The organism is Providencia sp. PROV272 (assembly GCF_049901975.1).
GTDB classification, from domain to species: Bacteria; Pseudomonadota; Gammaproteobacteria; order Enterobacterales; family Enterobacteriaceae; genus Providencia; species Providencia stuartii.
In genome coordinates, this window is sequence record NZ_CP096291.1 from 462,474 (window position 1) to 488,555 (window position 26,082).

A 26,082-nucleotide genomic window follows, 5' to 3' on the forward strand; every position below is an offset into this window, starting at 1 on the left:
AATATCAGATGTGCTCGCGATTATTGAAGCTACACCAGATTATCTACTTAGGGGAATAATATGTTTTGCAGCATGAAAGACTCCACGATTAAAACTGGTCTTTTTTATCATGAATATTGTTTATGGGGGCGGAGTTATAAATCATCACCGCTAGCTTATAATCAAATGAATTGGATGCAACCTTTCGCGAATAATGAATTTGGGGCTAGCTCTGCAAGTTGCGTACGTCGTTTTAAATCCTTAATTGATGTGAGTGGCATGAATGAATTTTTATTTTCATACAGTGCCCCCCCCATTACTTATAATGATGCGGCGCGTGTTCATACCCAAGAGTATTTAAATGATTTTATTGAACTGAGTAAAAATGAAGGGGGGGAATTAGGTTTACAGGCACCATTTGGACCGGGGGGGTATCAAATAGCGCTATTATCCGCAGGCCAAGCAAAAGCCGCTGTTCATCAAGTGATGGACGGTTCTTTAAATAGGGCTTATGCCGTATGTGTGCCAGCAGGCCATCATGCTTTGCCAGATAAAGCGATGGGGGCGACCTATTTAGCGAACAGCAGTATTGCCGCTAAATATGCCCTTGAGAATTTAGGGGCAAAAAAAGTCGCTATATTGGATTGGGATGTTCATCATGGAAATGGAACTCAAGCTATTTTTTATAACGATAATAAAGTGCTTACCATCTCTATGCATCAAGATAACTGCTTCCCAATTAACTCAGGAGGTATCGAAGAACAAGGTAACCGAGAAGGTTTAGGATTCAATATTAATATTCCGTTATTACCGGGATGTGGCCATGATGAATATTTATATGCATTAAGAACAATAGCAATCCCTGCTCTTAGGACCTACAAACCGGATCTCATTATTATTGGCAGTGGTTATGATGCAAGTACCTTTGACCCTCTAGGACATATGCAACTCCATAGCCAGAGTTATCGAGAAATGATAGAAAGTATTGTCGCGGTCGCTCAGGACGTTTGCCATGGAAAAGTGGTTGTCATACATGAAGGAGGCTATTCTGAGCATTATGTTCCCTTTTGTGCATTAGCACTACTAGAAGGGTTAAGTGGCATAAATACTCAGGTTGTCGACCCTTTTATTTCTTTTATCCAACAACAAACGATTCCTCAAGCACTCAAAGAGTTACAAGAAAATTTAATAAATCACCAAGCGATTAAATTGGGTTTGTAACAATATTCTATTAGAGCAAGCGTTACACATTAAATTGATCTATTAATTGGGTGAGACATAATGAATATATTAAAAACCAATGATAATGTCATTGTTGGGTGGCACTCTTCTTTTTCGGGAGGCGATTTTGATACTCAATTAGCAATAATTATCTCTGAAGTAAATAATGCATTAATAAAAATGGGTATTAGTTATGCGGATATGCTAAAACATACAATAGCGATTAAAAGTGATAAAGTTGATCCCATCTATGCGATTAATCAATTTCATAAAGTTAGCCACGAAATAGCACAAGGCTACGGTAATAAAAAGCCTGTTGGAACAATTATTCGGCTTCCGAATTTTAGCAATGATAATGCTCTGGTAGCCATTGAGTTTATTTTTCCTCGTCATAACAAGGCGGTTCAATGCTTACCTTTCTATAATACGGAAATGGACGTTAGCCGCTCTTTAATTTATGAGGAGCTACTTTATATTACAGGCACGGAAGCTTTGATTGTTTCCGATGATAATAGCCATGCTTATTACATCAATGATACCCTTGAAGAGCAAGTTGCGGTGATTTTTGATAAAATTAATCGTTCAATAATTGAGTTAGATTACTCAATGGATGATCTTATTTTATTAAATGTTTATCTTCGTAGTGATGTCGCATATCAGCCAGTAATAGATCTGATAAAAGACGAGATTGCTAAATATACTGGAAATATTCAAGCTATTAATTGTGAACTCAATGTCACCTATTGTGATGGGATGGCCGTTGATGAATTTTTAATAGAAATAGACGGTTTTGTAAAAAGCCCATTATCACAGTTGGCTGCACCTATTCACTATGCTTGCTTTCAACTTAACCTAGATTTATATGATAGCTTTATACATGCAAAAAAACATATAGATAATATATTGGAAAATAATTTTTCATCCAGTATTAGAGTCACAATAAAATATGTTAAGAGTAAAAATAGTAGTGAGGCTTATATTGATATTATACATGATGAGCTAATGACGAAGTTAACAAGCGCCCATGTAGAAAATTATATTGTAGAGACATTGCCAGTCAAAAAACTCATGAATAACAAGTCATTTTTAGAAATAAGCATTCATTCATTTTAATTTATATCACAGGTGATAACATGACAGAGCAAATAATTTCTGATACATCATTTGATATGTTTACGAATGAGTTAAAAAAGAATCGAATAAAGAGAAGTTATGACATTATTAATATTGAATTTAATCTTTATTTAAACAATGAAAGTTTTTATTTTCGTATTGATGAACATGACCATATTATAACGAATAGTGTTTTTTTAAGCTCTTATTTTGATAAGAAAAAAAGAAAAATCAGCGATATGACCGAAGTTGCGGATAAAGTATTTTTAATTGAATTATCAAAAGGGAGCATTGATTTTGCTCACTCAATTTTAGTACTAGACCTCAATAATAGCCATGTTGTCCTGTTTAGCTCTCAATACCAGCCAAGTAAGAAAACGACGCCGAGATTCGAACAGCATTATCATGTTGGAAAGATTATTGGCGATAACGATAATACGCTTCTCCCCGCAGAAACGCGAGATCTTATTGGCTTACATATTCTGAATGAATACAGTGAAAGTACCGCCGTTGAACATATTTATATTAATAGCCAATGGTATGCGTATCATATTTATGGAGGGGTAAGACATGGTGAATGTGATTGTGACCAAGCAACTTACCTAAAAATTAAAGATGATGTGTATTTACTTGGTTTTAGAGAGTTAGCGGTCGATGTCGCGATTATTTTGCTCTTAGACTTAAAGTCAATGCGCAACACCGGGTTTGCCGTTGGCTATACGGATGAGCAATGGTTTAGCATCCCTATTGGAGCCTATATGAAGCGGATTAATAAACGGCTTGAAGAGCACAATTTTCACGCTTTATGATAGCCCTGTTTTTTGATGTATTGAAGTGGCGGTGAGCCAGTCCAGCGTTTAAATGCTTTTGAAAAAGCGGCGCTGTCCGTATAGCCTAGTAGTTCAGCTAGGCTATCTATTCTAATCTTCTCTTCAACGAGTTTATCGATAGAAATATCACAGCGAATTTTATCCAGAATATCTGAATAATTAATATTTTCTTTTGCTAATTTACGTTGTAATGTCCTTGGTGAGATATACAGCTTTGCCGCTACCCAAGATAATGAAATGTCTTTTTGTGATAAAATATGTTGGTACATAATATCTTGCACTTTCATACTCATGGATTCGGGCATACAACTTGAGTGTTTAAGTTTATTTAGATGATTTTTTAAGAAAAAAATGAACGTTTCATCATGCTCTTTTTTATTAATACCAGCATTTAGCCACTCTTCATCAAATGAAATACCATTGAATTTAGCATTGTCTTCATAGTGAGTTGGAATGATTTTTTTCAAATTATCTTTATCTTTTCGACTTAACGCATATTGGAAATAAAATGAATCAGGTATCCAATCTTTACCAAGTCGCTCTCTTATTTGACTCACTAACCTAAATAAACTGTACTCAATGTCAAACTTATAGTATTCAGGCTTAAATATACTCACTTCATAATTGATTAAAACCTTTTTGTTTTCTATGACAATATTAGTGTGTGTTTTGCCTTGAAATAGATCGGTATATTGGTTGAGTTCGATTAAAGCGGCATGTAATGTTTTTGCCGACATAAAAATTTCACTGATCGGTGAGTAACTATGATAGGGGGCTGCGATACCCGCTTTCGCACACCAATGCTGATCTTTTGTTTCATGAGCAATTAAACGTAGAAACTCGTTATAAGCTTGTATGGGGGCAACTTCTGTTAATTTTAGTAATTTAAATTTATTATATAAAATTTTTGATCTATATGAAAAAGGAATATCCAGTGACTGTAAATAACTCATGATCTCGGATATTTTTAGCTGATGTATATAAGAGTTATATGAATGATGGGCGTTAGTTTCAGGTTTCATTTTTATGCCTCGTATTAATGAGATGCTATTTTGCTTGAATTCATTAACCGCACATTCTTTGATATGACAAAATTACATGTTAGTAACAAAATAGCAATGAATTTATATCATTATTATTTTATATTGATGATATAAATATATCGTTATATTCTTTATTTTTGATTGAAATCTTAAATAAATAACAATTATTTTGAACATCAATTATCTTAATTCATTAACGCTCTTTTTAGAATGCTCTTATTTAGTATTTTTTGTTTTTTTTAAATTTGACTTAATTGTTGTTGATTGACCTTTTATTTTTTAGTTCATACCTTAGTTTTATGAATAAATGCTATTGGTGTCACCAAAGTAAGAGTAAAAGCTATTAAATAACTACAATGCTGCTATAACAATAATAAATAAAAGTCACTCTTATTGTATTGGTCGTAAACGCGTCATAGGTTGCAGTATATTTTTCTTGGAGAAGCACACAATGATAGGCACAGTAAATCGGTTATTGGCACATGACGATGCTGGAAAATTGTTATTACGTATTACTATTGGCGGATTAATGTTATTCCATGGCATGAGTAAATTGTTAACAGGCGCTAGTGGCATTAAAGCTATGCTTGCTGCATATGGTTTACCCGAATTTATTGCTTATGGAACTATTTTGGGGGAAGTTGTCGCACCGATTTTCATTATATTAGGGATACTCACTCGGCCAGCCGCGCTGCTTGTCGCTTTTACCATGTTTATTGCTTGGTTAATGGTAGGGCTTGATAAAACGTTTTTATTGGATAAAACGGGGGCATGGGCAATTGAAAGTATTGTTTATTTCTTTGTGGGATCAATTGCACTTGCGTTAATGGGAGCAGGGCGCTTTTCTGTTATGAAGAGTGCAACGTGGCGTTAAGGCTCAATACGATGAATATCAGGCCATCATAAATGGTGGCCTGTATCCTTAAAAGCTTATGATGCAATGCTTTTGGCGAACTTTGGATGAGATTTTAATGTGTCGAGATAATGATTAATGACCGCGGAGTTTTCGATAAAATTTATCTTTTCCATAAATAGAAGAAAAGCCCCGACATACACATCGATTGCGGTTAGTTGTTGGCCGCAAATATAAGGTGCAGCGTTACTAAGTCCTGTTTCTAGACAATCCATAACGCGTTTAAATGAGCCAAAACCTGACATTTTTTGCTGTGCTTCATCTAACTGTAAGCCCATTGCATGCGTTGTAAATGCCGCTTCAATAGGGCCTGCGGTAAAAAAGAACCAGCGATAATAGGCTGCTCGTTGTGGGGAATTAAACGCCGGCGCTAACCCTTTTTCTATAAATTTATCGGCTAAATAGACACAGATAGCCGCAGTTTCAGTGATAATATGTTCACCATCGACTAAAGCGGGAACTTTTCCCATCGGATTAATAGCAAGATATTCGGCAGTATGCATTTGCTCGCCATATTCAAGCTCAATTCGCTGATAAGGTACATCTAACAGTTTAAATAGCAGGTCGACCGTATTGCCGCGTGACATCGAATTTGTATATAGGGTAAGTGAGCTCATCGCCTTTTCCTTATGATTAAGTTGAGTCGCTATCATAAGGTAGCGGTGTGTCAGATTCTGTCAGTAGTCACACATAAAGTCTCTTTTCGCCATTGCTCAAATAAATAATGTTTGGGATAGGGTAATTTATCCTCCAGAGCAATATAGGATTGGATCCGATCTAAGCGAAAATGGCGATAACTTTCTCTGAGTTCGCACCAAGCGGCTAAGACTTGGGTATCTTTCATATAGCCAATTGCGATTGGCCAGATAACTCTACTGCTAAATTTCCCACTTTCATCTTGATAGTCAATTTTAGCTTTTATTTCTTTTCGTAAACTCAGTCTTAGGTTTTTCGCAATCACATTATTAATCGGTGCAATTTGTGTGCTAGGTGCAAATAATGTCGTTTGATTGGTAAGGTTTTGTGACCCCTGTTTGACAACCGCATTGATTTTATTGATTGCGCGCATGGCGGATAATTTCAGCTCTTCATCGGCATTACTTTGTACCCAGCGTAAACCTAAGATCAGCGCTTCGAGTTCGTTGTCATCGAACATTAAAGGGGGAAGTAACAAACCGGATTTTAGCTGATAGCCGATACCTGCTTCACCTGTAATTTCGGCACCTTGGCAGCGTAGTTCATCAATATCACGGTAAACAGACCGAATACTGATGTGCAATTGTGATGCGAGAGACTCTGCCGTAATGGGATAGCGACTTTCTTTTAATATCTGTAATAAAGTCAATAAACGTTGAGTGCGGGTCATTGGTTACTCTGTGCGTTGGCTGGAAATCGTATTATAACATTGGTGCTTAAGGCGAGAATAAAAAATAGCGGCGAGAATGGCCTCACCGCTAATTAAAAATGACTGGATTGATGGTGGCTATCTATCGTTTGCTAAGATAGCTTTTTGCAAAAACTTATCTAATAAAGCGCTATCACGGCAATAAGGCTCTGGAAGATTGAGTTTTTCTGATTTTTCAATCGTCTCAATAATCAACCTGTCGATAGCAGGGCGCCGTGAACCATATTCGCTTTCATCTACATTTTGTTTGATCACTAACAGTTCATTGATTTCCGCCAAAACGGCGTGATCGGTGACTGTTGCACTGACCAATTGTGAAAAAGCCATTGGTGGCATGATTTTTGAGTGTTCAATCCAACGCAACGCCAGTATTGCCCTTAAGATATAAAAATATTTTTTTAGGCGTACTGTTTCCCCTTTAAAATCTTCCCGCAAGTTACGTTTTGCTATGGATAAATAGTGATAACGCGCCTTTAGCGGTGAATAGAATTTTGACGCTAATAATTCAAATTGTTGAATAAATGACGCATCCTTGTGGTAAACAATTGGCGAATGCAGCCATTCAATTAACGCAGGGTTAGAATTACGCATCAATTTTAAAGCTTTTGATAATTCCCAACCGGAAACATCCAGTTCATTATCAATGGGTTTTTCAATCACATCGCGTTTTCTATCGAGTGTTAAATACCAATCTAATTGATGAACATAAATAAACCTCACATCATAATCGCTATCACAAGAAGCAAAACCCCAACCGCGGCTTCCAGACTCGCACGCAAACAGGATTTTTACCCGATGGGTTGTTTCTATTTCAGCTAATGTTTTTTGTATGCGCTCTCGCATTAATGGCGTTATGCTTTCACTCTCCATGCCATTCTCCTATCCTTTCACACACACGACCTGACGCAGTGTATGTACGATTTCTACTAATGACGATTGTGCGGCCATCACGGCATCAATATCTTTGTATGCCATTGGGATCTCATCAATGACGTCACTATCTTTTCGACACTCTACATGGGCTGTTGCTAGTTTTTGATCTGCCACAGAATAGCGCTTTTTCGCTTCTGTTCGACTCATCACACGGCCTGCACCATGGCTGCAAGAGCAGAAACTTTCTTCATTCCCTAAACCGCGTACGATAAAGCTTTTAGCCCCCATAGAGCCGGGAATGATCCCCATTTGCCCTTTTCTCGCAGATACGGCTCCTTTACGGGTTACCAGTATCTCTTCACCAAAATGGTGCTCTTTTTGTACATAATTATGGTGGCAATTCACCGCTTCTTGTTGTGTGGTGAATGGCTTCGTGATCGTTTTTGATAGTGCTTCTAGTACTCGGTGCATCATGACTTCACGGTTATGGCGAGCGAAATCTTGTGCCCAACCTACGGCTTCCATGTAATCATTAAAGTGTTGGCTCCCTTCTTCAAAGTACGCCAAATCGCGATCAGGCAGATTGGCAATATGCTGTTGCATATCTTTATGTGCTAATGAAATAAATAAGTTACCAATCGCGTTACCGACACCGCGAGAACCACTATGTAGCATCACCCATACACGATCTTGTTCATCTAAACACAGTTCAATAAAGTGGTTACCTGTTCCTAATGTTCCTAAATGGTTGTAGTGGTTTGTTCCACGTAGTTTTGGGTATTTATCACAAATACGTTTAAATTCTTCATCTAAATGCGCCCAATGCTGATCAACAATTTCGGGTGCTCGATGCCAGGCTCCTTTATCACGACCATGGCGTTGAGTTGTACGTCCATGTGGAACAGCCGCTTCAATTGCAAAACGGATATTTTGCAGGCTATCCGGTAAATCAGAGGCGGTTAGTGAAGTTCGCACTGCTATCATCCCACAACCGATATCAACGCCAACGGCAGCCGGAATAATGGCGCCTTTGGTTGGGATCACACTACCAATAGTGGAACCTTTACCGACATGTACATCAGGCATTACTGCTAAATGTTTAAAAATAAAAGGCATTTTAGCGGTGTTTTGCAGTTGTACTACGGCTTTAGGATCAACCGGTACACCGTTAGTCCACATTTTTACAGGTGCGCTATTTTCCAAAATAAGTTCGTTAACAGCGTTATTGTTCATTCTTTATTCCTTAATTTTTACCAGTCCGTTTAATACTTGATCCAATCCACCATAAACGGATATTTGGTCGATTCGATGCGCAATGCTTTCTAGTGTTTCCAGCTCTTTTAAACGTAAAGCAATGGGGTTGTTTTCCATGACTTTTGCCGTGTTTAATAATGAGCGTGTTGCCGCGGTTTCTTCTCGACGGCGGATCACGTTTGCTTGGGCGGCCTTTTCCGCTTCTACCACTTGCGATAAAATAGTTCGCATATCACCCGGCAAAATAATGTCTTTTACGCCAATGCTATCGACATCCAAGCCAAATTCAGCGACACATTGGGTAATTTGTTCTAGCATCAATTCATCAATGAGTTGCTTGTTTTCCAGTAACTCATCTAATGAGCGTGTGCCGATAATTTCTCGTAAGGCAAACTGTAGCTCACGGTAGAGATAATCGACGGGTTGGCTCAACTTTGAGAAGGCCAACAAAATATCACGGTAGCGCCAGTTGGCTGACAAATTGATACGCAATGTCACTTTGTCTTTGGTTAGGATCTCTTGACCACTGACCTCAATCGCCAGTAAACGGGTATCAATAACGTCTACCTGAGGCTGGTGTTCAATACACCAGTAACCATAATTTCCGGGTTGCAATAATGTTTTGACTTCACCATCAACCTTTAATACCCCAACATGCCACGCTGGAACTTGGACCACTAAGCTGATATCTCGACCCTTAATCCATTTTTTGCTATTTAGGCGGTTGACTAATGTTTGTGGGATAGCAATATCACCAGTTTGTTGAATATCTACACGTAATGTTTCTGCAATTTTCCAATACAGGCGTCGCGTTGCCGGCGCTAAAATTTCAGTCAAATTATTATGAAGATATAAAAAAGCGATCTCGTTATCCGATAAATTAATATCTATACAATGCGCTTCCACCCAATCAGGGTGATATTGGCGCAAATGATCAGCCAACTTTGCATCAATAGGTTCATGATTAAGTGTGAACAGGCTAACGGTGAGTTTATTAAACCAATCATTGATACGGTGTTCACCTGCTAGCAAAAGATGCTGAAAATTACCGTTTTTCTCGGTCAGCGCAATTTGTCCTTGTGCCACAATTATTTTTTTCATTATTTATTCCTTTATTATTATGAGCCACCATCGAAGAAAAGTATGGAGTGATGGGGGGAAAGTTAGAGTGCCGTCAAACTGGCTGTCTAAGGTTCTGCCCATGACCCGATAAAGATCTCGGAGGGTGGTGTGTTGCCTAATTTTTATAACCCGTTGTTATATCAAGTTTTTTGTTCTGGAAGGAACAGATTAACTATCATTAAGTTATTATCTTACTGACGGCGGAATACAGACCATGTAGTGACATCATTTCGCCACCATGTCTGCACCGGTAGAACCGAAGTTCTGACAATATCCGGCAGTGGATGATTTTAATATTGCGATAAGCGTGCCAACTTTGTTTAAAATAACAAAAAAATATTTATCTTATTGATATGTAATAACTTAATTTTTTTGGAATTATTCTGGTATGATTCAGATAAAAAATAACCTATGCTATTTTTTATCTTTAATTATCGTGATTTATAAATTTATATAAAATGAATAAGAAGCGTAAGGTTGTTATTGGCGTATTAGGTACGGCACTGGATCGACGTGGAAAAAGAACGAATCGGTGGACGAAATGGCGCCCTTCAGTTGGGCTATGTCAGCAACCTGATCTGGATATTCATCGCTTTGAATTAATCCATCAGGTAAATAATTATAATATGGCTCATCATGTGAAAGAGGATATTGAGCAAGTCTCACCACAGACGGAGGTCATATTACGCGAGGTGGATATTGCTGATCCGTGGGATTTTGAAGAGGTTTATACCTCGTTACTGGATTTTTCTTCAAATTACCCTTTTGATACTGAGAATGAAGAGTATTTGGTTCATATCACGACGGGTACTCACGTGGTGCAAATCTGCTGGTTCTTGTTAACAGAAGCACACTATTTACCCGCTAAATTATTGCAAACCTCACCGACAGAAGCGGGAAGAGAAAAAGATCCCGCGGGTATCTATACGGTGATTGATCTCGACCTCAGTCGCTATACGCACATCACGAGCCGTTTTCAAAAAGAGCAACAGGCTCAAGTGTCTTTTTTGAAATCAGGTATCGCAACTCGTAACGCGAATTTTAACGCGATGATTGAGCGGATCGAACGAGTCGCTTTACGTTCAAAAGCGCCTATCTTATTAAATGGCCCTACAGGGGCGGGTAAATCCTTTTTGGCGCGCAGAATTTATCAATTGCGAGAAAGTCGCCATCATATTAAAGGGCGCTTTGTTGAGGTTAACTGTGCCACGTTACGCGGTGATAACGCGATGTCAACGCTATTTGGGCATATTAAAGGCGCGTTTACAGGCGCGATTAACCCACGTCGTGGCCTGCTTAAAGAGGCTGACGGTGGTATCTTATTTTTAGATGAAATTGCTGAATTAGGGCTGGACGAACAAGCCATGCTACTAAAAGCCATTGAAGAAAAAAGTTTTTTTCCGTACGGTTCCGATGAGGAAGTGCAAAGTGACTTTCAATTGATAGCGGGTACACATCGTAATTTGGCGCAATGGGTTGAAGAGGGTAAATTTCGCGAAGATTTATTTGCGCGTATCAATATGTGGACTTTCACCTTACCTGGGCTGGCGGAAAGACGTGAGGATATTGAGCCTAATATCGATTATGAGTTGGCTAAATTTAGTCAGGATGCACAAAGCCAAATCCGCTTTGATAGTGAAGCTCGCCAAGCTTACTTAACGTTTGCCTGTTCAGCGCAAGCGTTGTGGCGGGGTAACTTCCGTGAACTCGGAGCATCAATCAGCCGCATGGCAACCTTTGCTGAACGTGGTCGTGTGACAAAAGCGGTCGTTGATGAAGAGATCATGAGATTGCAATCACAGTGGGTCACAAAAGCAAAAGACACCTTGCCGCCAGAAGTTGGCGAAATTGACCTATTTGAGCAGCAACAATTAGCCACAGTATTAGATGTATGCCGTCGCTCATCAAGTCTCTCAGAAGCGGGTAGAGTACTGTTTGCTGTTTCAAGACAGCAGAAAAAGCAGCCGAATGATGCAGATAGGTTACGTAAGTATTTGGCGCGTTTTGGATTAGATTGGGATAAGGTGAAAAAGGCTTAGTGCTTGGCGAAATTGATAAGATACTCAGTAATCTATTAGAAACATTAAGTTTATTTATTATAAAAATAATAAAAACAGTTAAGTATGGAGTGTGAAAAGATGGAGTTAACCTTTTTAGGAACGAGTGCCGGTGTGCCGACCAAAGAGCGTAACGTCACCAGTATGCTATTAAACCTAACAGGCATACGTAAAACATACTGGATGTTTGATTGTGGTGAAGGAACTCAACATCGCATTTTAAATAGCGTATTTAAGGCGCCAAGAATTGAAAAAATTTTTATTACCCATCTACATGGAGATCATATTTTTGGATTACCGGGGCTGTTATGTAGCCGCTCAATGGGGGGATCAACTGATCCATTAACGTTATATGGTCCAAAAGGTTTAAAACAGTATGTCGAAACAGTACTGACCCTGAGCAGCTCTTATATGACTTATCCTCTTGAAATGATCGAAATAGAGCCAGGGCAGTTGTTTGATGATGGTGAGTTAATCGTGACAGCCTACCCGCTTGACCATCGCGTTGAATGCTATGGTTACCGTATTGAAGAACATCCTAAACGAGGTTCATTAGATGTTGATAAATTAGCGCAAGATAACATTCCACGCGGCCCGTGGATGCAAGCGTTAAAGGCCGGTGAAACTATTATGTTAGCCGACGGTCGCCGTGTTAATGGTGCTGATTATTTAGGTAAGCCAAAGCCTGGCAAAGTCATTGCGATTTTTGGGGATACCAAACCAACGGAACAGGCTCTTTTCTTGGCAAAGAATGCGGATGTTATGGTGCATGAAACGACGCTGGAAAATGCGTATCATGAAAAAGCCAATGATCGGGGGCACAGTACCACAGGGCAAGCGGCGCAGTTAGCGCGAGACGCGGGTGTGAAACGTTTTATTGCGACGCATATCAGTGGTCGTTATAGCGCTGAAGATATGCCGATGCTGCTGGCGGAGTGCCAAGCCATTTTCCCTAATACCGAGATAGCGAGCGACTATTTAACCATTAAAATTTAGAGCGATGGCATGGCCTCTTGTTCGCTAATAGATGAACTCGGCACGTTATCATGCGTGTCGAAAAAATAGGCAGTAAATTGGGTATCACTGCTGTCAGTAAATGACTTTCACAAACCCATTGCGGCAATAGGTTTCATATTCATCAGCGAGTTGCCGATTGGTAATAATGACATCAAATTGCGAAAGTTCCCCCATATTGGCCGTGGCGACTTCATCAAACAGGTTGTATTTGGCGAGCAAAATTTTGCGGATTGATTTTTCCATCGCTTTTTTCTTCATTGCTAAATCGTCTAAGTTATAGCATGTGACGCCATAGTGACTATGAATACCGGCAGCCGAGATAAAGGCTTTTTTCGGGTTAATCGAATCAAGGAGAGAAGGTTGGGTCGGGTTATAAAATGAGTCGCTTTTAGGGCGATATTCCCCCCCACAGAGTAATGCGGTGGCATTTTTTTTCTGGCTTAGAGCCAAAAAAACGTTATGTGAATAACAAATCCCTGTAAAGCTTATCTCTTCTGGGATCAAGGCGATTAAGGTAGCCATTTCGATCCCATTATCGAAAAAGATCACATCGTCTTCTGACACCATACTCGCCGCTAAATTGGGGATATGTAGCTCTTCGGTTTGATCGGGGGTAAAGATGTCGGCTTGAGGATCATTTTGTGCCAGTGAGGAAGGTTGGGTGACAGAAACGATATAACCACCAAGCAGAGACATTGGAATAGGCCCTTCGGTCTCGGCATTCAGATCACGGCGGATCGTCATTTCAGAGACTTCAAGTATTCTTGCGGCATCTTTAAGGTGAATTCTTCCTGAGCGTTTAATACATTCACTCAAACGACGAAGGCGTTCTTTTTGTTTCGTTTCTATCACCGAGCAATCCTTTCTTTATTGGCGCGGGCTAACCGCGCCCCAACATTTAGTAGCCATTAGAGGCTACACTGTTTCCCGAAACAATCGCTACACTGGCACTTGCCCCAACGCGATTAGCTCCGGCTTTGATCATTTTTTCTGCGGTTTCGCGATCACGCACACCACCTGATGCTTTAACGCCGATTTTATCACCAACGACTTTACGCATTAACGCGACATGGTGCTCTGTAGCGCCCATTGTACTGAAACCTGTTGAAGTTTTCACAAAACCAACGTTTAATGTGCGGCAAATTTCACAAACTTGGGTGATTTCATCATCGGTTAATAGGCAAGTTTCCAAAATAACTTTTAAAGTTGCCTCACCACAAGCCGCTAAAACGGCGGCAATATCTTGGCGAACGAACTCAAGGTCACCACTTTTTAGCATACCAACGTTAATCACCATATCAACTTCATTAGCACCACGGCGTACGGCTTCTGCGGCTTCAAATGCTTTGGCCTCAGTTAAGCATGCACCGAGCGGAAAGCCTACCACACAACAGACCATAACATCGCTGTTTTTCAGACATTCGCTGGCTAAAGGAACATAACCTGTGTTCACGCAGACAGAAGCAAAGTGGTGCTCTGCGGCTTCGGCACAAAGCTGTTTGATGTCATTGACGGTTGCATTGGCGGCCAACAGAGTATGATCGATATATTGTGCTATATTTTTCATGTAAATTTTTCCTATTGAGAATAGAGAGAGTCAATAATAAGGAATGAAAAAATGTGGCGGATATGACACTTGCTCATTCGTTATTCGCGATCTTAATCACGAATGATATTTATGCAACATGATAATGTTAATATAGTATCATAATGTGATTTATTTAACATGAGAGGCGTTATGGATATAGCAGTTATAGGTTCAAATATGGTCGATCTGATCACTTATACGGATCAGATGCCAAAAGAGGGTGAGACCTTGGAGGCGCCTGCATTTAAAATCGGCTGTGGTGGTAAAGGTGCCAATCAAGCGGTTGCTGCGGCAAAACTTAATTCAAAAGTGATTATGTTAACAAAAGTCGGTGATGATATTTTTGCTGATAACACCATTCGTAATCTTGAGTCTTATGGTATTAACACCCGTTATGTGGAAAAAGTGCCATGTACTTCTAGCGGTGTAGCACCGATTTTTGTTAATCCGAATTCTGCTAATCGCATTCTCATTGTGAAAGGAGCAAATAAATTTTTATCCCCTGAAGATATTGAGCGTGCGGCTGACGATTTGAAAAAATGCAAATTGATCGTATTGCAGCTTGAGGTTCAATTAGAAACGGTTTATCACGCGATTGCTTTTGGTAACAAACATAACATTCCTGTATTGCTGAATCCTGCACCAGCACAGCGTACGTTAGATCTTGATTTTGCTTGTCGTTGTGATTTCTTTGTGCCGAATGAAACTGAGCTTGAGATCCTCACCAATATGCCTGTTGATTCGATGGAAAACATCCGCCGTGCAGCCAAGTCTTTGCTCGATAAAGGGTTGAAAAATCTTATCGTCACGTTGGGTGATAAAGGTGCACTCTGGATGACTCGCGATAACGAGTTGTTGATCCCTGCCATTAAAGTGAATGCGGTGGATACCAGTGGTGCAGGAGATGCTTTTATTGGCTGTTTCTCTCATTATTATGTGCATACAGGCAATATCGCGGAAGCTTTGAAAAAGGCTGTCATGTTTTCTGCATTTAGTGTGACAGGTAAAGGAACGCAATCCTCTTATCCAAGTATTGAAGAGTTTGCTGAATTCGTGCAGCTTAAATCGTGAATCGCTAAGAGCGAGAGTGGCAATTAGGCTGATAAGCTCATAAGGCTGACTCATGTGAGAAAGTTTTATTCCTTATGGTTAATTATCAGCCTAAATCGATGAGCTGCGGTGCTTACACGCTTCAATTAAATCTTGTAATAGCGACTTCGCTTCGGCAATCACATAAGTTTGGCATTGACTGTCTACCATCATGGCAACTGTCATATTTGCGCCATCCATATCTGGCAATATTTCTGTCATAAAGTGGGTCAGTGTTAGCTTGGTTGCCGTACACTTGGCCCATTGACCATTAAGATTACGCTGTGCATAGGCTTGAGCAGGCCAAACAGGTAATAATAAGCGTCTATTATTATCTCGCATGGTAACAAGCTCCTCTTGGCAGAAAATTACCCAAACTTCCTCCCAATCGGCAACTTTACTGACAAAATAGCGGTATTTTTGTTGTAGATTTAATCGAAGTACAGTATCAATTTCTTTGGGATCAGGGGTAAACATTATGCGTTATATCCATATTAGATAGTCTAAAAAAACAGTTGATAATTGTTGAGAAAATCACGTTTAAAGTTGCTATCTTAGTGAGGTTTTTTTATTGCTGCGTTTGATCCATCAAGAGTTTATCGAAAATAGCGTAGTAGACATATAAGTTTTATTAAAAAGTAAAATGGGCAGCTTGGAGCGGTGAGATATGATTGATTCATTACTCGAAAAATATGCCATTGGCGTTACTATCGTTGCGGTGTGTTTAGCCGTGGCTATTATTTTCGAGATGATAAGTAAAAAACGTAGGCATAAGCATAAGAATAAAAGTATTTTTATTCATGTTATTCAGACCGCTGTGCTGTGTAGTATGGTGATGGTTGCCGCTCAATATTTGGATATGGCGGCAACGGATTTTAATTTAACCTTTATTTCAACTCCGCTGATTAATTTCATCACTGTTGCCATCATTGCGATCATTCTCGTGCGTAAGCTGTTTCAGCTCGTCAATAGACTTGAAAAAACGCAAATAAAAAGAGGAAGTGATCCAACCTCTGCACGTATTATCGCTCGAGTCTTTAAAACCACCATTTTTGTCGTAATGGTTTTACTATTTGGCGAACATTTCGGCATGAGCCTATCGGGGTTGATGGCCTTCGGCGGGATTGGCGGCATTGCTATCGGTATGGCCGGTAAAGATATTCTGAGTAACTTCTTCTCAGGGATCATGCTTTACTTTGATAGGCCTTTTAATATCGGCGATTGGGTTAGCTCACCCGACAGAAACATTGAAGGTACGGTGGTTGAGATTGGTTGGCGAATTACTAAAATTATCACCTTTGACCATCGACCCTTGTATATCCCTAACTCACTCTTTTCGTCGATAAGCGTTGAAAACCCTGGGCGTATGACTAACCGCCGAATCAAAACGTCATTAGGTCTGCGCTATGAAGATGCCGATAAAATCGGCGCTATTGTGAGTGATATTCGGACTATGTTGCAACAAGAGCCAAGTATTGATACTGGGCAAACATTATTAGTCTATTTTGATGAGTTTGCGGATTCGTCACTGAATATTATGGTGTATTGTTTTACGAAAACTACCGTGTGGGCCGAATGGTTAGCCGCACAACAAGAAGTCTATTTAAAAATAATTGCCATCGTCAAACAGCATGGTGCGGACTTCGCTTATCCTACACAGACACTGTATATGGAAAAAAACAACTAAGCTCCCAGTTTAGAGAAATTGGCCGACTAATATTCTGCTAATAGGCTTAATGTTAGTCGGTTAATGAATTTCGCACCCATTTTTCCTTGTTTAATGCTGATAACTTAAAAATGGCATAGAAATTTTTTATGCTATTAAACAGTAGGTTATCAAATATTATCTCCTCCCGAAAAATTAGAATTATTCCCGCACTTTATGGCAATTCCAATCTGATTTCCTATCAAGTATATTGTCGGCCTCTTTTCCTCAGCTAACTAAGAGCCAGACTGTTATGAAAAAAATCAATGTGGCATGTAGCCAGGGGGTCGCTATCTACTTTACGGGAGAATTCCAATGGGTAGATATTCGCGATGCACAGTTAAACAATATTGCTGCTGTTGTGCTATCCGAGTTGGATGCCAATCAAGGGCTGTGGAAAAGGGTTGCAGAGAGTAAACTCAGTATTCCGCTGTTTATCATTAGTGATAAACAGCTTCCAGATGATATCCCTCATCCTCCTTATTTAACGGGAATTTTGCCGCCTGCACCGGCTGAGCGTAGTGAAAATAGTCGTCAATTATTTGCGGCGGCAAATCACTATCTTGAGCAGCTATTACCGCCATTTTTTGCGCGAATGATGGATTATGCTGCGGGGCATAATGTCACTTTTGCTTGTCCGGGTCATCAAGGTGGACAATTTTTTCGCCGCCATCCAACTGGCGAACAGTTTTACCAATTTTATGGCGAAAACCTATTTCGTACCGACTTGTGTAATGCTGATGTCGCGATGGGAGACCTGCTGATCCATGAAGGGGCTGCGAAAGAAGCACAGAAATTTGCAGCTCGCGTATTTAATGCAGATAAAACCTATTTTGTACTAAACGGCACCTCTTCTTCCAATAAAGTCGTGTTAAATGCCTTGCTAACACCGGGAGACTTGGTTTTATTCGATCGCAATAATCATAAATCAAACCACCATGGCGCCCTGATCCAAGCGGGCGCAACACCGGTTTACCTTGAAACGGCACGTAACCCATTTGGTTTTATCGGGGGAATCGATGCGCATTGTTTTGAAGAGGACTACTTGCGTTCATTGATTAATGACGTCATGCCTGAAAAAAATACGCGTGAACGTCCATTCCGCTTAGCGGTGATCCAGCTCGGTACTTATGACGGCACGGTTTACAATGCAAGGCAGGTTGTCGATAAAATTGGTCATTTATGTGAGTATATTTTGTTCGATTCTGCGTGGGTTGGCTACGAACAATTTATCCCTATGATGCGCCAATGTTCGCCACTATTACTTGAATTAAATGAAAATGATCCTGGTATTATGGTGACTCAATCGGTGCATAAACAATTGGCAGGGTTCTCGCAAGCGTCGCAAATCCATAAAAAAGATAACCATATTAAAGGGCAAGAGCGCTTTGTCTCGCATAAAAAGCTGAATAACGCTTTTATGATGCACGCGTCTACCAGTCCATTTTACCCGCTGTTTGCCTCGTTAGATGTCAATGCGCGTATGCATCAAGGGGATGCAGGGGAAATGATGTGGATGGAGTGCGTAAGACTTGGCATTGAGGTTAGAAAAGCCATTATCAACCACTGCCATTATTTTAGACCCTTTGTGCCTGAATTTGTCGACGGAAAACCATGGCAAGAGTACCCAACGGCGCAAATTGCTTCTGAACAGCGCTTCTTTAATTTTATTCCTAATGAACGTTGGCATGCGTTTGAAGGGTATGCGGAAAATCAATATTTTGTTGACCCTTGTAAGTTGATGCTAACAACGCCGGGTATCGATGCTCAAAGTGGTGAATACGAATCCTTTGGCGTTCCGGCGACTATATTGGCGCATTTCTTACGTGAACATGGTGTGATCCCCGAGAAATGTGACTTAAATTCCATCCTATTTTTACTCACCCCCGCAGAGAGTAAAGAGAAATTAGAGCTACTAGTTACCCATTTGGTTCGTTTTGAACAATTACTGGATGAAGATGCTTCACTGGAAGAAGTGTTACCGTCCGTTTATCAACGCTACCAAGAGCATTATCAAGGCTACACATTACGTCGTTTGTGCCAAGAAATGCACCAGTTGAGTGTTCAGTACAATATTAAGCAATTGCAAAAAGAGATGTTCCGTAAGCAGCATTTTCCGACAGTGAAAATGAACCCACAACAAGCGCACCTTGAGTTTATTCGCGGCAACGTGGAGCTGCTTCCTCTATGTGAGCTAGAAGGGCGTATTGCTGCTGAGGGGGCGCTGCCTTATCCTCCGGGCGTACTGTGTGTGGTGCCCGGTGAAGTTTGGGAAGGGCCTGTCTTGCGTTACTTCCAAGCTTTGGAGGCGGGGATCAACTTGCTTCCGGGATTTGCGCCTGAGCTACAAGGGGTATATATCCCGAAAACAGAAGATGGACAAAAACGTGTCTATGCGCATGTTTTGAAGTAAACATTTTTTAAATCGGCGAAAGCTCATAGATTTTACTTTGTTAGCTGGTTACATTGGGAGCTTTAATAAAAGGCTCCCTTTTAATTCAATAAGGTAAGGTGTATGGCAAAGAAAATCATCCTTGATTGCGACCCCGGACATGACGATGCAATTGCGATGCTATTAGCTTATGGCAACCCTGAAATTGACTTACTGGCAGTGACGACCGTTGCTGGTAACCAAACGCTTGAAAAAGTGACTCGCAATGCCTTAGCCGTTGCTGAAATGGCAAAAATTCGTGGTATTCCTTTTGCAGCCGGCTCCTCACGACCACTGGTACGTGAAGTTGAAATTGCCCCCGATATTCATGGTGACTCTGGGTTAGATGGTCCTCAACTACCTGAGCCATCGTTGACTTTGGAAAACTGCCATGCGGTAGAATTGATCATTAAATTGATCATGTCGCACCCACCCAAAACAATCACTTTAGTGCCTACTGGGGCGCTAACTAATATCGCATTAGCCGCAAGGTTGGAGCCACGTATCGTCGAACGCGTCAAAGAAGTCGTGCTGATGGGCGGAGGCTACCATGTAGGAAATTGGAGTCCTGTGGCTGAGTTTAATATCAAAATTGATCCAGAAGCGGCACATATTGTTTTTAATGAAAAATGGCCACTAACGATGGTTGGTTTAGATCTCACCCATCAAGCGCTTGCCACCACAGATATCGTTGCTAACATTGCTGACGTGGGAACACCCTGCGCGAAATTTGTCGTCGAATTACTCGATTTCTTTGGCAAAATGTATAAACAAGCACAAGGATTTGATGCTCCACCAGTGCATGATCCCTGTGCCGTTGCCTATGTTATCGACCCTTCCGTCATGACGACACAGCGCGTACCTGTAGATATTGAACTGACAGGAACTCTCACCCTTGGAATGACTGTGGCCGATTTCCGCCATCCGGCTCCTGAAGATTGCCATACTCAGGTTGCCGTCAAACTCGATCATGCTAAGTTTTGGCAATTGGTTGTCGATGCATTAAAAAATATTGGTTAGTGAATAAGACAGTTTATAGGATAAATAAGATAAAAAACTGACGTTCGATAATCACGCTGTAGTTTAAGGAATATATAAATGAATCAAGAACTTGAAGATTTACCTTACGATACGTTAATCGAGCGAAGTATGAATGCTCTACAGCATAAAAGCCAATTCCACTGTGATACTTGGCATCTTGATCAGGCAAGTTGGTCAGTCGATCAAGAAGAGGGCACAATTGTTTTTCATGCTCCAGACGGTCTCGTTGCTGTTGCTCCCGTGCAAATCATTGGTACTTATGATCAAAACCAAGGGAGTTGGATGTGGGGATGGGCAAATAGCTCGATTGAGGAGCCATTGTTACAAGACGCATTGGCTGTACAAGAATTTGCTGAACGCAAAGGTTATGAGCAGCTTACCGATGCGATGTGTGACATCTCGGAAAATGAAGCATGGCTATTTACGGCACTCGCTTGCGAATTGAATCAGCAACAAGGGGCTTATCGTGGGGTCGCAGGAAGCACATTGATTTTTATGACCTTTGGTGAGGTCAAACTGCATAAAACCCAAGCATAATCATGGGTTATGATTGCCATAATGTTATATTTTAAATAGGAGCCCACAGTATGCTGGCGATTGCGCTTGAAGCGGCAAAATCAGTCAGAGCGATGACCGTAGAAGCATTTCAAGGTGCGGGCAGTTTTGACTATAAGCCCGACCGTTCAGTGGTCACGGAAACAGATTTACGTGTTGAGTCGGCATTGCGTGAGCACTTTGCCCAACACACACCGGATGTTCCGATCCTTGGTGAAGAATTTGGCCTTGAAGGCGATACTGTTTTCGAATCTGGATGGGTGATTGACCCGATTGATGGCACGCGCGCCTTTATTTATGGCATTCCACTCTTTAGCACTTTGATTGCTTATGTTGAAAAGGGGGAGCCTATCGTTGGGGTGATCAGCTTCCCTGCCATTTCAACGGTAGTTTACGCAGCAAAAGGGCAAGGTTGCTACTTGGAAACACATAACGGTTTATCTCGGCGGCTAACATTAGGTACTGATGCGCCTAAAGAGGTCGCTAATGCCGTCATTTCCGCATCGGGGATCCACAGTAGCACTTACAATCAACGAGAAGGTACAACGATTTACCATCTTGACCGTGTTGTCAGTTGCGCTCGCGACTTTATTTTTGCCAACGATGCTTACCAGCATGCCATGGTGGCAACAGGGCGTCTACATGGGGCCATTGATACGATTATGAAACCGTGGGATAGCGCAGCATTGATACCATGTATTCGTGAAGCGGGGGGTGATGTGTGTTCGTTAAGTGGTGAACGCGATAACGTCATGTTTAGTGGCAGCCTATTGAGTGCTTCAACGCCTGAACTTGCCGATCAACTGGTTAAGTTAATGAACCCGTAAATAGGGTAAACTCGACCGTAGGTAATGAAAGTTTCTACTCTAAAAAAATCGGCGTGCTTTATGGCAGCAAATCAGTTTTACGGCGGGGAGCCGTCATTTGTTGAGGACACCAAAGCCATGGTGTCCTTAGTCGTGTTTCCAATACAGCAAAAACAGATTAAATAGGTTAAGATACACCGAAACACGTCAAATATAAAAATGACTGAAAACAAGGTTTTTCAAGGTATGACAGGCTATAAAAACATAAATCGATTTTCCGTTGCTCCTATGCTCGACTGGACTGACCGCCATTGCCGATATTTTCATCGCTTATTGAGTAAAAATACGTTGCTCTATACTGAAATGGTTACAACAGGTGCCATTATTCATGGTAAGGGCGATTATCTGGCATTTAGTGAAGAAGAGCAGCCAGTAGCATTACAGCTGGGGGGGAGCGACCCTGAGGCATTAGCGCAATGTGCAAAGTTGGCGCAAGAGCGTGGTTATGATGAAATCAACCTCAATGTTGGTTGCCCTTCAGACCGCGTACAAAATGGTCGTTTTGGCGCTTGCCTAATGGCGGATGCTCAGCTTGTGGCTGATTGCGTGAAAGCGATGCAGGATGTTGTGTCGATACCTGTCACAGTGAAAACACGCATTGGCATTGATGAGCAAGATAGCTACGAATTCCTGTGTGATTTTATTGATACCGTCTCAACTAAAGGCGGTTGTGAAATGTTTATCATCCATGCGCGTAAGGCGTGGTTATCCGGCCTAAGTCCGAAAGAAAACCGTGAAATTCCTCCATTGGACTATCCGCGCGTTTATCAGCTAAAACGGGATTTTCCCCACTTAACCATGGCGATTAACGGGGGAATAAAAACACTGGAAGAGGCAAAAGAGCATTTACGTCACCTTGATGGCGTGATGGTAGGGCGTGAAGCCTATCAAAATCCTTCTATTTTGACCGCGGTAGATAACCAATTATTCGATAGCCAATTACCTGTAGTGAATGCGGTGGATGCTGTTCGCCAAATGTTCCCGTATATCGAAAAAGAGTTATCACAAGGCACTTATCTTGGTCATATCACTCGTCATATGTTAGGGATATTTCAAGGAATACCCGGTGCTCGCCAATGGCGGCGCTATTTGAGTGAAAATGCCCATAAGAAAGGGGCTGATCTGGCGGTGGTCGAGCAGGCTCTTGCATTCGTCACCCGCGACCAATAATGTAGTGTGAGGTGCCAACCGTCGTTGGCATCTCACTCAAAATTATGGGATTAGCAGGCTAGAGCCTTGGGTTTTTCTCGACTCTAATGTGCGGTGGGCCGTTTGCACATCTTTCAAGGCAAAGATCTGTTTTTCAGGGACATCCACATTCAATTTGCCACTTAAGATCATATCAAACAGCGCATGGCTTGCCTGATCTAACTCCGCCCGATTAGTGACATAGACCCCTAATGATGGGCGAGTGACGTATAAACCGCCTTTTTGGTTTAAAATCCCTAAGTTCACGCCGGTCACAGGGCCGGATGCGTTACCAAAGCTCACCATTAAACCTCGGCGTTTTAGTGAATCTAATGAGGCAATCCAAGTTGATTGGCCCACTGAGTCGTACACGACATTCACCTTTTCACCTTGAGTGATCTCTTTGACTCGTGCCGCGATATCTTCTGTTTGATAATTGATGACTTCCCATGCCCCCGCCGCTTTAGCGCGCTCGGCTTTTTCAGCGCTGCCAACGGTACCAATCATTTTAGCGCCAAGCGCTTTTGCCCATTGGCAAGCAATCAGGCCTACACCACCCGCAGCCGCATGGAATAAAAAGATTTCATCTCGTTTGATTTGATAGGTTTGATTCAGCAGATAATAGACAGTCATACCTTTCAGGCCACAGGCGGCAGCCTGTTGAAATGAAATTCCATCAGGAAGATGGGCAACGGCATGTTCAGGAACATTATGAACTTCACTATAAGCACCTAGCGGGCCTTGAGCATACATCACTCGGTCACCTGGGCGAAAACCTGTCACTTGGGAGCCGGTTTTTACCACAATGCCCGCAGCTTCAGTACCAAGTCCCGATGGTAAACTCGCGACGGGGTATAACCCACTACGGACATAAGTATCAATATAGTTGATGCCGATTGCATGATTTTCTATCTGAATTTCGTTATCGGCAGGCTCTTTTAGGTCGAAATCGGAATAGCTGAGAACTTCTGGGCCACCATGTTGTGCAAATTCAATACGTTTTACCATGATCATCTCCGATAGGAACAGTCTGCTTGTACTTGTCGTATAATCAAATTACCGGCTGGATGATGGGCAGACAACGCCCATTTTCTCATCGCTGGCTCAATAGGGATAATTTCTTGCCTTCAACAAACAACACAAATGATTTCGCGTTTGATTTGCCTACCATATCAATCGCGCAATAATAACGCTATGGTTTGATGATAGAATTATTGGTTAGTGCCACAGCGACGAAAGGCACAATACCCGTTAGAAAAACACAAAGAAAGCCAACGTCAGTAACAAGTTTGGCGTATACTAATGTGCTAGTTAATTATGGATGTGGATAAGAAAGTATGGCTAAGAAATACCCTTCAGAAAACAAGTACAGTGCGCCGCGCGATCAGCAAATGGAAGGCTTAAAACTTCCACCACACTCTATCGAAGCCGAGCAGTCTGTATTGGGAGGGTTGATGCTGGATAATGACCGTTGGGATACTGTTTCCGAGCGTGTCACCCATGCAGACTTTTACAGTCATCCGCATCGTACCATTTTTGCTCAAATGCAAACTCTGCTTGAGCAGGGTAAACCCATCGATTTGATCACATTATCCGAATCCCTTGAACAGGAAGGTAAATTGGATGATGTCGGGGGGTTTGCTTACCTTGCCGAGTTATCAAAAAATACCCCAAGTGCCGCGAATATCAATGCTTACGCCGACATCGTCCGCGAACGTGCTGTTGTGCGTGACATGATCAAAGTCGCGAATGATATCGCCGATGCGGGTTACGACCCACAGGGGCGTAGCAGTGAAGATTTACTCGACTTTGCCGAAACGAAGGTGTTCCAAATTGCAGAGTCGAGAGCGAATAAGGACGAAGGGCCAAAAGATATTGAAGCAATTTTGGCTGAAACCATTGAAAAAATAGAAAAACTGTATCAGCAACCTCACGATGGTGTGACAGGGGTGTCGACAGGTTACCAAGATCTCGATAAGAAAACGGCGGGTCTACAAGGCTCTGACCTTATTATTGTTGCAGCTCGTCCATCAATGGGGAAAACCACTTTTGCGATGAACTTGTGTGAAAATGCAGCGATGACGGAAGAAAAACCCGTGTTGATCTTCAGTTTGGAGATGCCCGGTAGCCAGATCATGATGCGTATGTTGGCCTCCTTATCGCGTGTTGATCAAACACGTATTCGTACAGGCCAGCTTGACGACGAGGATTGGGCGCGTATTTCTAGCACCATGGGGATTTTGTCAGAAAAGCGCAACATGTACATCGATGACTCCTCTGGCTTAACACCAACAGAAGTACGTTCCCGTGCGCGTCGTATCTATCGAGAGCATGGTGGTTTAAGTCTGATTATGATTGACTATTTACAGTTAATGAGAGTCCCTGCATTATCGGATAACCGTACACTTGAAATTGCTGAAATTTCTCGGTCACTGAAGGCATTAGCTAAAGAACTTAATGTGCCTGTTGTGGCGCTATCACAGCTTAACCGGAGCTTGGAACAACGCGCGGATAAGCGTCCAGTCAACTCAGACTTACGTGAGTCAGGCTCTATTGAGCAGGATGCTGACCTTATTATGTTTATCTATCGTGATGAGGTTTATCACGATAACAGTGACTTGAAAGGGGTGGCGGAAATCATTATCGGTAAACAGCGTAACGGTCCGATTGGTACGGTTCGATTAACGTTCAATGGTCAATGGTCTCGCTTTGATAACTATGCGGGGCCTGCCTATGACGATGAGTGAGCTGTCATACTAAAAGCGGCAGTGTTGTTGGCTAGGCTCATGTGG

24 protein-coding genes are annotated in these 26,082 nt (G+C 41.5%); 14 read left to right on the plus strand and 10 right to left on the minus strand.

Annotated elements, in window-relative coordinates; genetic code table 11:
- Positions 1-60 precede the first annotated feature (60 nt).
- The 3 genes from M1E93_RS01985 to M1E93_RS01995 are packed head-to-tail and all read left to right on the plus strand — an operon-like array spanning position 61 to position 3,122.
- Positions 61-1,200 (plus strand): class II histone deacetylase, encoded by a 1,140-nt coding sequence (locus tag M1E93_RS01985; RefSeq protein ID WP_014656896.1) that lies wholly within the window; start codon positions 61-63, stop codon positions 1,198-1,200.
- Between the two features lie 60 nt (positions 1,201-1,260).
- A complete protein-coding gene (locus tag M1E93_RS01990) occupies positions 1,261-2,313 on the plus strand; it encodes a RidA family protein (RefSeq protein ID WP_104873023.1) in 1,053 nt (350 codons plus the stop codon).
- Positions 2,314-2,333: 20 nt separating this feature from the next.
- Positions 2,334-3,122: a MoaF C-terminal domain-containing protein gene (locus tag M1E93_RS01995; protein WP_004926053.1), complete on the plus strand. Its 789-nt coding sequence runs from the start codon at positions 2,334-2,336 to the stop codon at positions 3,120-3,122.
- Here M1E93_RS01995 and M1E93_RS02000 read toward each other — a convergent pair.
- Complete coding sequence (locus tag M1E93_RS02000) at positions 3,110-4,165, minus strand: AraC family transcriptional regulator (protein WP_076914689.1); 1,056 nt, start codon at positions 4,163-4,165, stop codon at positions 3,110-3,112. The two genes, M1E93_RS01995 and M1E93_RS02000, sit on opposite strands and share 13 nt — an antisense overlap.
- A 472-nt stretch (positions 4,166-4,637) precedes the next feature.
- Here M1E93_RS02000 and M1E93_RS02005 point away from each other — a divergent pair, with 472 nt between their 5' ends.
- On the plus strand, positions 4,638-5,060 hold the full coding sequence (locus M1E93_RS02005; protein ID WP_014656892.1) for a DoxX family protein: 423 nt from the start codon (positions 4,638-4,640) through the stop codon (positions 5,058-5,060).
- A 56-nt stretch (positions 5,061-5,116) separates the two neighbouring features.
- On the opposite strand, the gene M1E93_RS02010 is transcribed toward M1E93_RS02005, so the two are convergent.
- The 5 genes from M1E93_RS02010 to M1E93_RS02030 all read right to left on the minus strand — a co-directional run bounded on the left by M1E93_RS02010 (position 5,117) and on the right by M1E93_RS02030 (position 9,735).
- A complete protein-coding gene (locus tag M1E93_RS02010) occupies positions 5,117-5,716 on the minus strand; it encodes a glutathione S-transferase family protein (protein WP_014656891.1) in 600 nt (199 codons plus the stop codon).
- A gap of 50 nt (positions 5,717-5,766) precedes the next feature.
- Positions 5,767-6,465, minus strand: coding sequence for a helix-turn-helix transcriptional regulator (locus tag M1E93_RS02015; RefSeq protein ID WP_104873022.1), 699 nt, complete (start codon positions 6,463-6,465; stop codon positions 5,767-5,769).
- Positions 6,466-6,582: 117 nt separating this feature from the next.
- Complete coding sequence (locus M1E93_RS02020) at positions 6,583-7,374, minus strand: nucleotidyltransferase domain-containing protein (protein ID WP_036942019.1); 792 nt, start codon at positions 7,372-7,374, stop codon at positions 6,583-6,585.
- A gap of 9 nt (positions 7,375-7,383) precedes the next feature.
- Positions 7,384-8,610, minus strand: coding sequence for an RtcB family protein (locus M1E93_RS02025; protein ID WP_004926062.1), 1,227 nt, complete (start codon positions 8,608-8,610; stop codon positions 7,384-7,386).
- Between the two features lie 3 nt (positions 8,611-8,613).
- Entirely contained in the window at positions 8,614-9,735 is a 1,122-nt protein-coding gene (locus M1E93_RS02030) for a slipin family protein (protein ID WP_169342296.1), read from the minus strand.
- Between the two features lie 476 nt (positions 9,736-10,211).
- On the opposite strand from M1E93_RS02030, the gene rtcR reads away from it, so the two are divergent.
- Positions 10,212-11,792, plus strand: a complete 1,581-nt coding sequence (gene rtcR / locus M1E93_RS02035) for an RNA repair transcriptional activator RtcR (protein ID WP_004926065.1) — start codon at positions 10,212-10,214, stop codon at positions 11,790-11,792.
- A gap of 99 nt (positions 11,793-11,891) precedes the next feature.
- Positions 11,892-12,806 carry a ribonuclease Z gene (rnz, locus tag M1E93_RS02040; protein WP_040132740.1) on the plus strand — a complete coding sequence of 305 codons (915 nt, stop codon included), beginning with the start codon at positions 11,892-11,894 and terminating at the stop codon, positions 12,804-12,806.
- Positions 12,807-12,899: 93 nt separating this feature from the next.
- Here the strand turns inward: rnz and deoR are convergent, their stop codons facing one another.
- Both deoR and deoC read right to left on the minus strand, forming a co-directional pair.
- Complete coding sequence (gene deoR, locus M1E93_RS02045) at positions 12,900-13,679, minus strand: DNA-binding transcriptional repressor DeoR (RefSeq protein ID WP_014656887.1); 780 nt, start codon at positions 13,677-13,679, stop codon at positions 12,900-12,902.
- 46 nt (positions 13,680-13,725) lie between these two features.
- Positions 13,726-14,394 carry a deoxyribose-phosphate aldolase gene (deoC, locus tag M1E93_RS02050; protein ID WP_004926069.1) on the minus strand — a complete coding sequence of 223 codons (669 nt, stop codon included), beginning with the start codon at positions 14,392-14,394 and terminating at the stop codon, positions 13,726-13,728.
- A gap of 171 nt (positions 14,395-14,565) precedes the next feature.
- On the opposite strand from deoC, the gene rbsK reads away from it, so the two are divergent.
- The gene (gene rbsK, locus M1E93_RS02055; RefSeq protein WP_036942016.1) at positions 14,566-15,486 is read left to right on the plus strand and encodes a ribokinase; all 921 of its coding nucleotides are present in this window, start codon (positions 14,566-14,568) and stop codon (positions 15,484-15,486) included.
- Positions 15,487-15,576: 90 nt separating this feature from the next.
- Here the strand turns inward: rbsK and M1E93_RS02060 are convergent, their stop codons facing one another.
- The gene (locus M1E93_RS02060; protein WP_088498935.1) at positions 15,577-15,981 is read right to left on the minus strand and encodes a DUF2750 domain-containing protein; all 405 of its coding nucleotides are present in this window, start codon (positions 15,979-15,981) and stop codon (positions 15,577-15,579) included.
- A gap of 190 nt (positions 15,982-16,171) precedes the next feature.
- On the opposite strand from M1E93_RS02060, the gene M1E93_RS02065 reads away from it, so the two are divergent.
- The 6 genes from M1E93_RS02065 to dusA all read left to right on the plus strand — a co-directional run bounded on the left by M1E93_RS02065 (position 16,172) and on the right by dusA (position 23,272).
- On the plus strand, positions 16,172-17,191 hold the full coding sequence (locus tag M1E93_RS02065) for a mechanosensitive ion channel family protein (RefSeq protein WP_004926073.1): 1,020 nt from the start codon (positions 16,172-16,174) through the stop codon (positions 17,189-17,191).
- 271 nt (positions 17,192-17,462) lie between these two features.
- The gene (locus M1E93_RS02070; RefSeq protein ID WP_014656883.1) at positions 17,463-19,622 is read left to right on the plus strand and encodes an ornithine decarboxylase; all 2,160 of its coding nucleotides are present in this window, start codon (positions 17,463-17,465) and stop codon (positions 19,620-19,622) included.
- A gap of 102 nt (positions 19,623-19,724) precedes the next feature.
- Complete coding sequence (locus M1E93_RS02075; protein ID WP_004926079.1) at positions 19,725-20,660, plus strand: nucleoside hydrolase; 936 nt, start codon at positions 19,725-19,727, stop codon at positions 20,658-20,660.
- Positions 20,661-20,738: 78 nt separating this feature from the next.
- Positions 20,739-21,218, plus strand: a complete 480-nt coding sequence (locus tag M1E93_RS02080; protein ID WP_036942011.1) for a DUF6882 domain-containing protein — start codon at positions 20,739-20,741, stop codon at positions 21,216-21,218.
- Positions 21,219-21,268: 50 nt separating this feature from the next.
- On the plus strand, positions 21,269-22,063 hold the full coding sequence (locus tag M1E93_RS02085; RefSeq protein WP_014656881.1) for an inositol monophosphatase family protein: 795 nt from the start codon (positions 21,269-21,271) through the stop codon (positions 22,061-22,063).
- A 198-nt stretch (positions 22,064-22,261) separates the two neighbouring features.
- Entirely contained in the window at positions 22,262-23,272 is a 1,011-nt protein-coding gene (dusA, locus tag M1E93_RS02090) for a tRNA dihydrouridine(20/20a) synthase DusA (protein WP_004924554.1), read from the plus strand.
- Positions 23,273-23,314: 42 nt separating this feature from the next.
- Here dusA and M1E93_RS02095 read toward each other — a convergent pair whose 3' ends face one another.
- On the minus strand, positions 23,315-24,298 hold the full coding sequence (locus tag M1E93_RS02095; RefSeq protein ID WP_036942008.1) for an NADPH:quinone reductase: 984 nt from the start codon (positions 24,296-24,298) through the stop codon (positions 23,315-23,317).
- Positions 24,299-24,627: 329 nt separating this feature from the next.
- Between M1E93_RS02095 and dnaB the strand changes: the two genes are divergently transcribed.
- Positions 24,628-26,037: a replicative DNA helicase gene (gene dnaB, locus M1E93_RS02100; RefSeq protein ID WP_004924545.1), complete on the plus strand. Its 1,410-nt coding sequence runs from the start codon at positions 24,628-24,630 to the stop codon at positions 26,035-26,037.
- Positions 26,038-26,082 lie beyond the last annotated feature (45 nt).

What these genes read in the sequence shown, in the direction of transcription:
- M1E93_RS02080 (WP_036942011.1), top strand. Translation starts at nt 20,739, where the DNA reads ATGAATCAAGAACTTGAAGATTTACCTTACGATACGTTAATCGAGCGA.
- dnaB (WP_004924545.1), top strand. Translation starts at nt 24,628, where the DNA reads ATGGCTAAGAAATACCCTTCAGAAAACAAGTACAGTGCGCCGCGCGAT.
- M1E93_RS02025 (WP_004926062.1), bottom strand. Translation starts at nt 8,610, where the DNA reads ATGAACAATAACGCTGTTAACGAACTTATTTTGGAAAATAGCGCACCT.
- M1E93_RS02085 (WP_014656881.1), top strand. Translation starts at nt 21,269, where the DNA reads ATGCTGGCGATTGCGCTTGAAGCGGCAAAATCAGTCAGAGCGATGACC.
- M1E93_RS01990 (WP_104873023.1), top strand. Translation starts at nt 1,261, where the DNA reads ATGAATATATTAAAAACCAATGATAATGTCATTGTTGGGTGGCACTCT.
- deoC (WP_004926069.1), bottom strand. Translation starts at nt 14,394, where the DNA reads ATGAAAAATATAGCACAATATATCGATCATACTCTGTTGGCCGCCAAT.
- M1E93_RS01995 (WP_004926053.1), top strand. Translation starts at nt 2,334, where the DNA reads ATGACAGAGCAAATAATTTCTGATACATCATTTGATATGTTTACGAAT.
- M1E93_RS02020 (WP_036942019.1), bottom strand. Translation starts at nt 7,374, where the DNA reads ATGGAGAGTGAAAGCATAACGCCATTAATGCGAGAGCGCATACAAAAA.
- M1E93_RS02095 (WP_036942008.1), bottom strand. Translation starts at nt 24,298, where the DNA reads ATGGTAAAACGTATTGAATTTGCACAACATGGTGGCCCAGAAGTTCTC.
- rnz (WP_040132740.1), top strand. Translation starts at nt 11,892, where the DNA reads ATGGAGTTAACCTTTTTAGGAACGAGTGCCGGTGTGCCGACCAAAGAG.
- M1E93_RS02070 (WP_014656883.1), top strand. Translation starts at nt 17,463, where the DNA reads ATGAAAAAAATCAATGTGGCATGTAGCCAGGGGGTCGCTATCTACTTT.
- rtcR (WP_004926065.1), top strand. Translation starts at nt 10,212, where the DNA reads ATGAATAAGAAGCGTAAGGTTGTTATTGGCGTATTAGGTACGGCACTG.
- M1E93_RS02015 (WP_104873022.1), bottom strand. Translation starts at nt 6,465, where the DNA reads ATGACCCGCACTCAACGTTTATTGACTTTATTACAGATATTAAAAGAA.
- dusA (WP_004924554.1), top strand. Translation starts at nt 22,262, where the DNA reads ATGACTGAAAACAAGGTTTTTCAAGGTATGACAGGCTATAAAAACATA.
- rbsK (WP_036942016.1), top strand. Translation starts at nt 14,566, where the DNA reads ATGGATATAGCAGTTATAGGTTCAAATATGGTCGATCTGATCACTTAT.
- M1E93_RS01985 (WP_014656896.1), top strand. Translation starts at nt 61, where the DNA reads ATGTTTTGCAGCATGAAAGACTCCACGATTAAAACTGGTCTTTTTTAT.
- M1E93_RS02005 (WP_014656892.1), top strand. Translation starts at nt 4,638, where the DNA reads ATGATAGGCACAGTAAATCGGTTATTGGCACATGACGATGCTGGAAAA.
- M1E93_RS02065 (WP_004926073.1), top strand. Translation starts at nt 16,172, where the DNA reads ATGATTGATTCATTACTCGAAAAATATGCCATTGGCGTTACTATCGTT.
- M1E93_RS02060 (WP_088498935.1), bottom strand. Translation starts at nt 15,981, where the DNA reads ATGTTTACCCCTGATCCCAAAGAAATTGATACTGTACTTCGATTAAAT.
- M1E93_RS02075 (WP_004926079.1), top strand. Translation starts at nt 19,725, where the DNA reads ATGGCAAAGAAAATCATCCTTGATTGCGACCCCGGACATGACGATGCA.
- M1E93_RS02000 (WP_076914689.1), bottom strand. Translation starts at nt 4,165, where the DNA reads ATGAAACCTGAAACTAACGCCCATCATTCATATAACTCTTATATACAT.
- M1E93_RS02010 (WP_014656891.1), bottom strand. Translation starts at nt 5,716, where the DNA reads ATGAGCTCACTTACCCTATATACAAATTCGATGTCACGCGGCAATACG.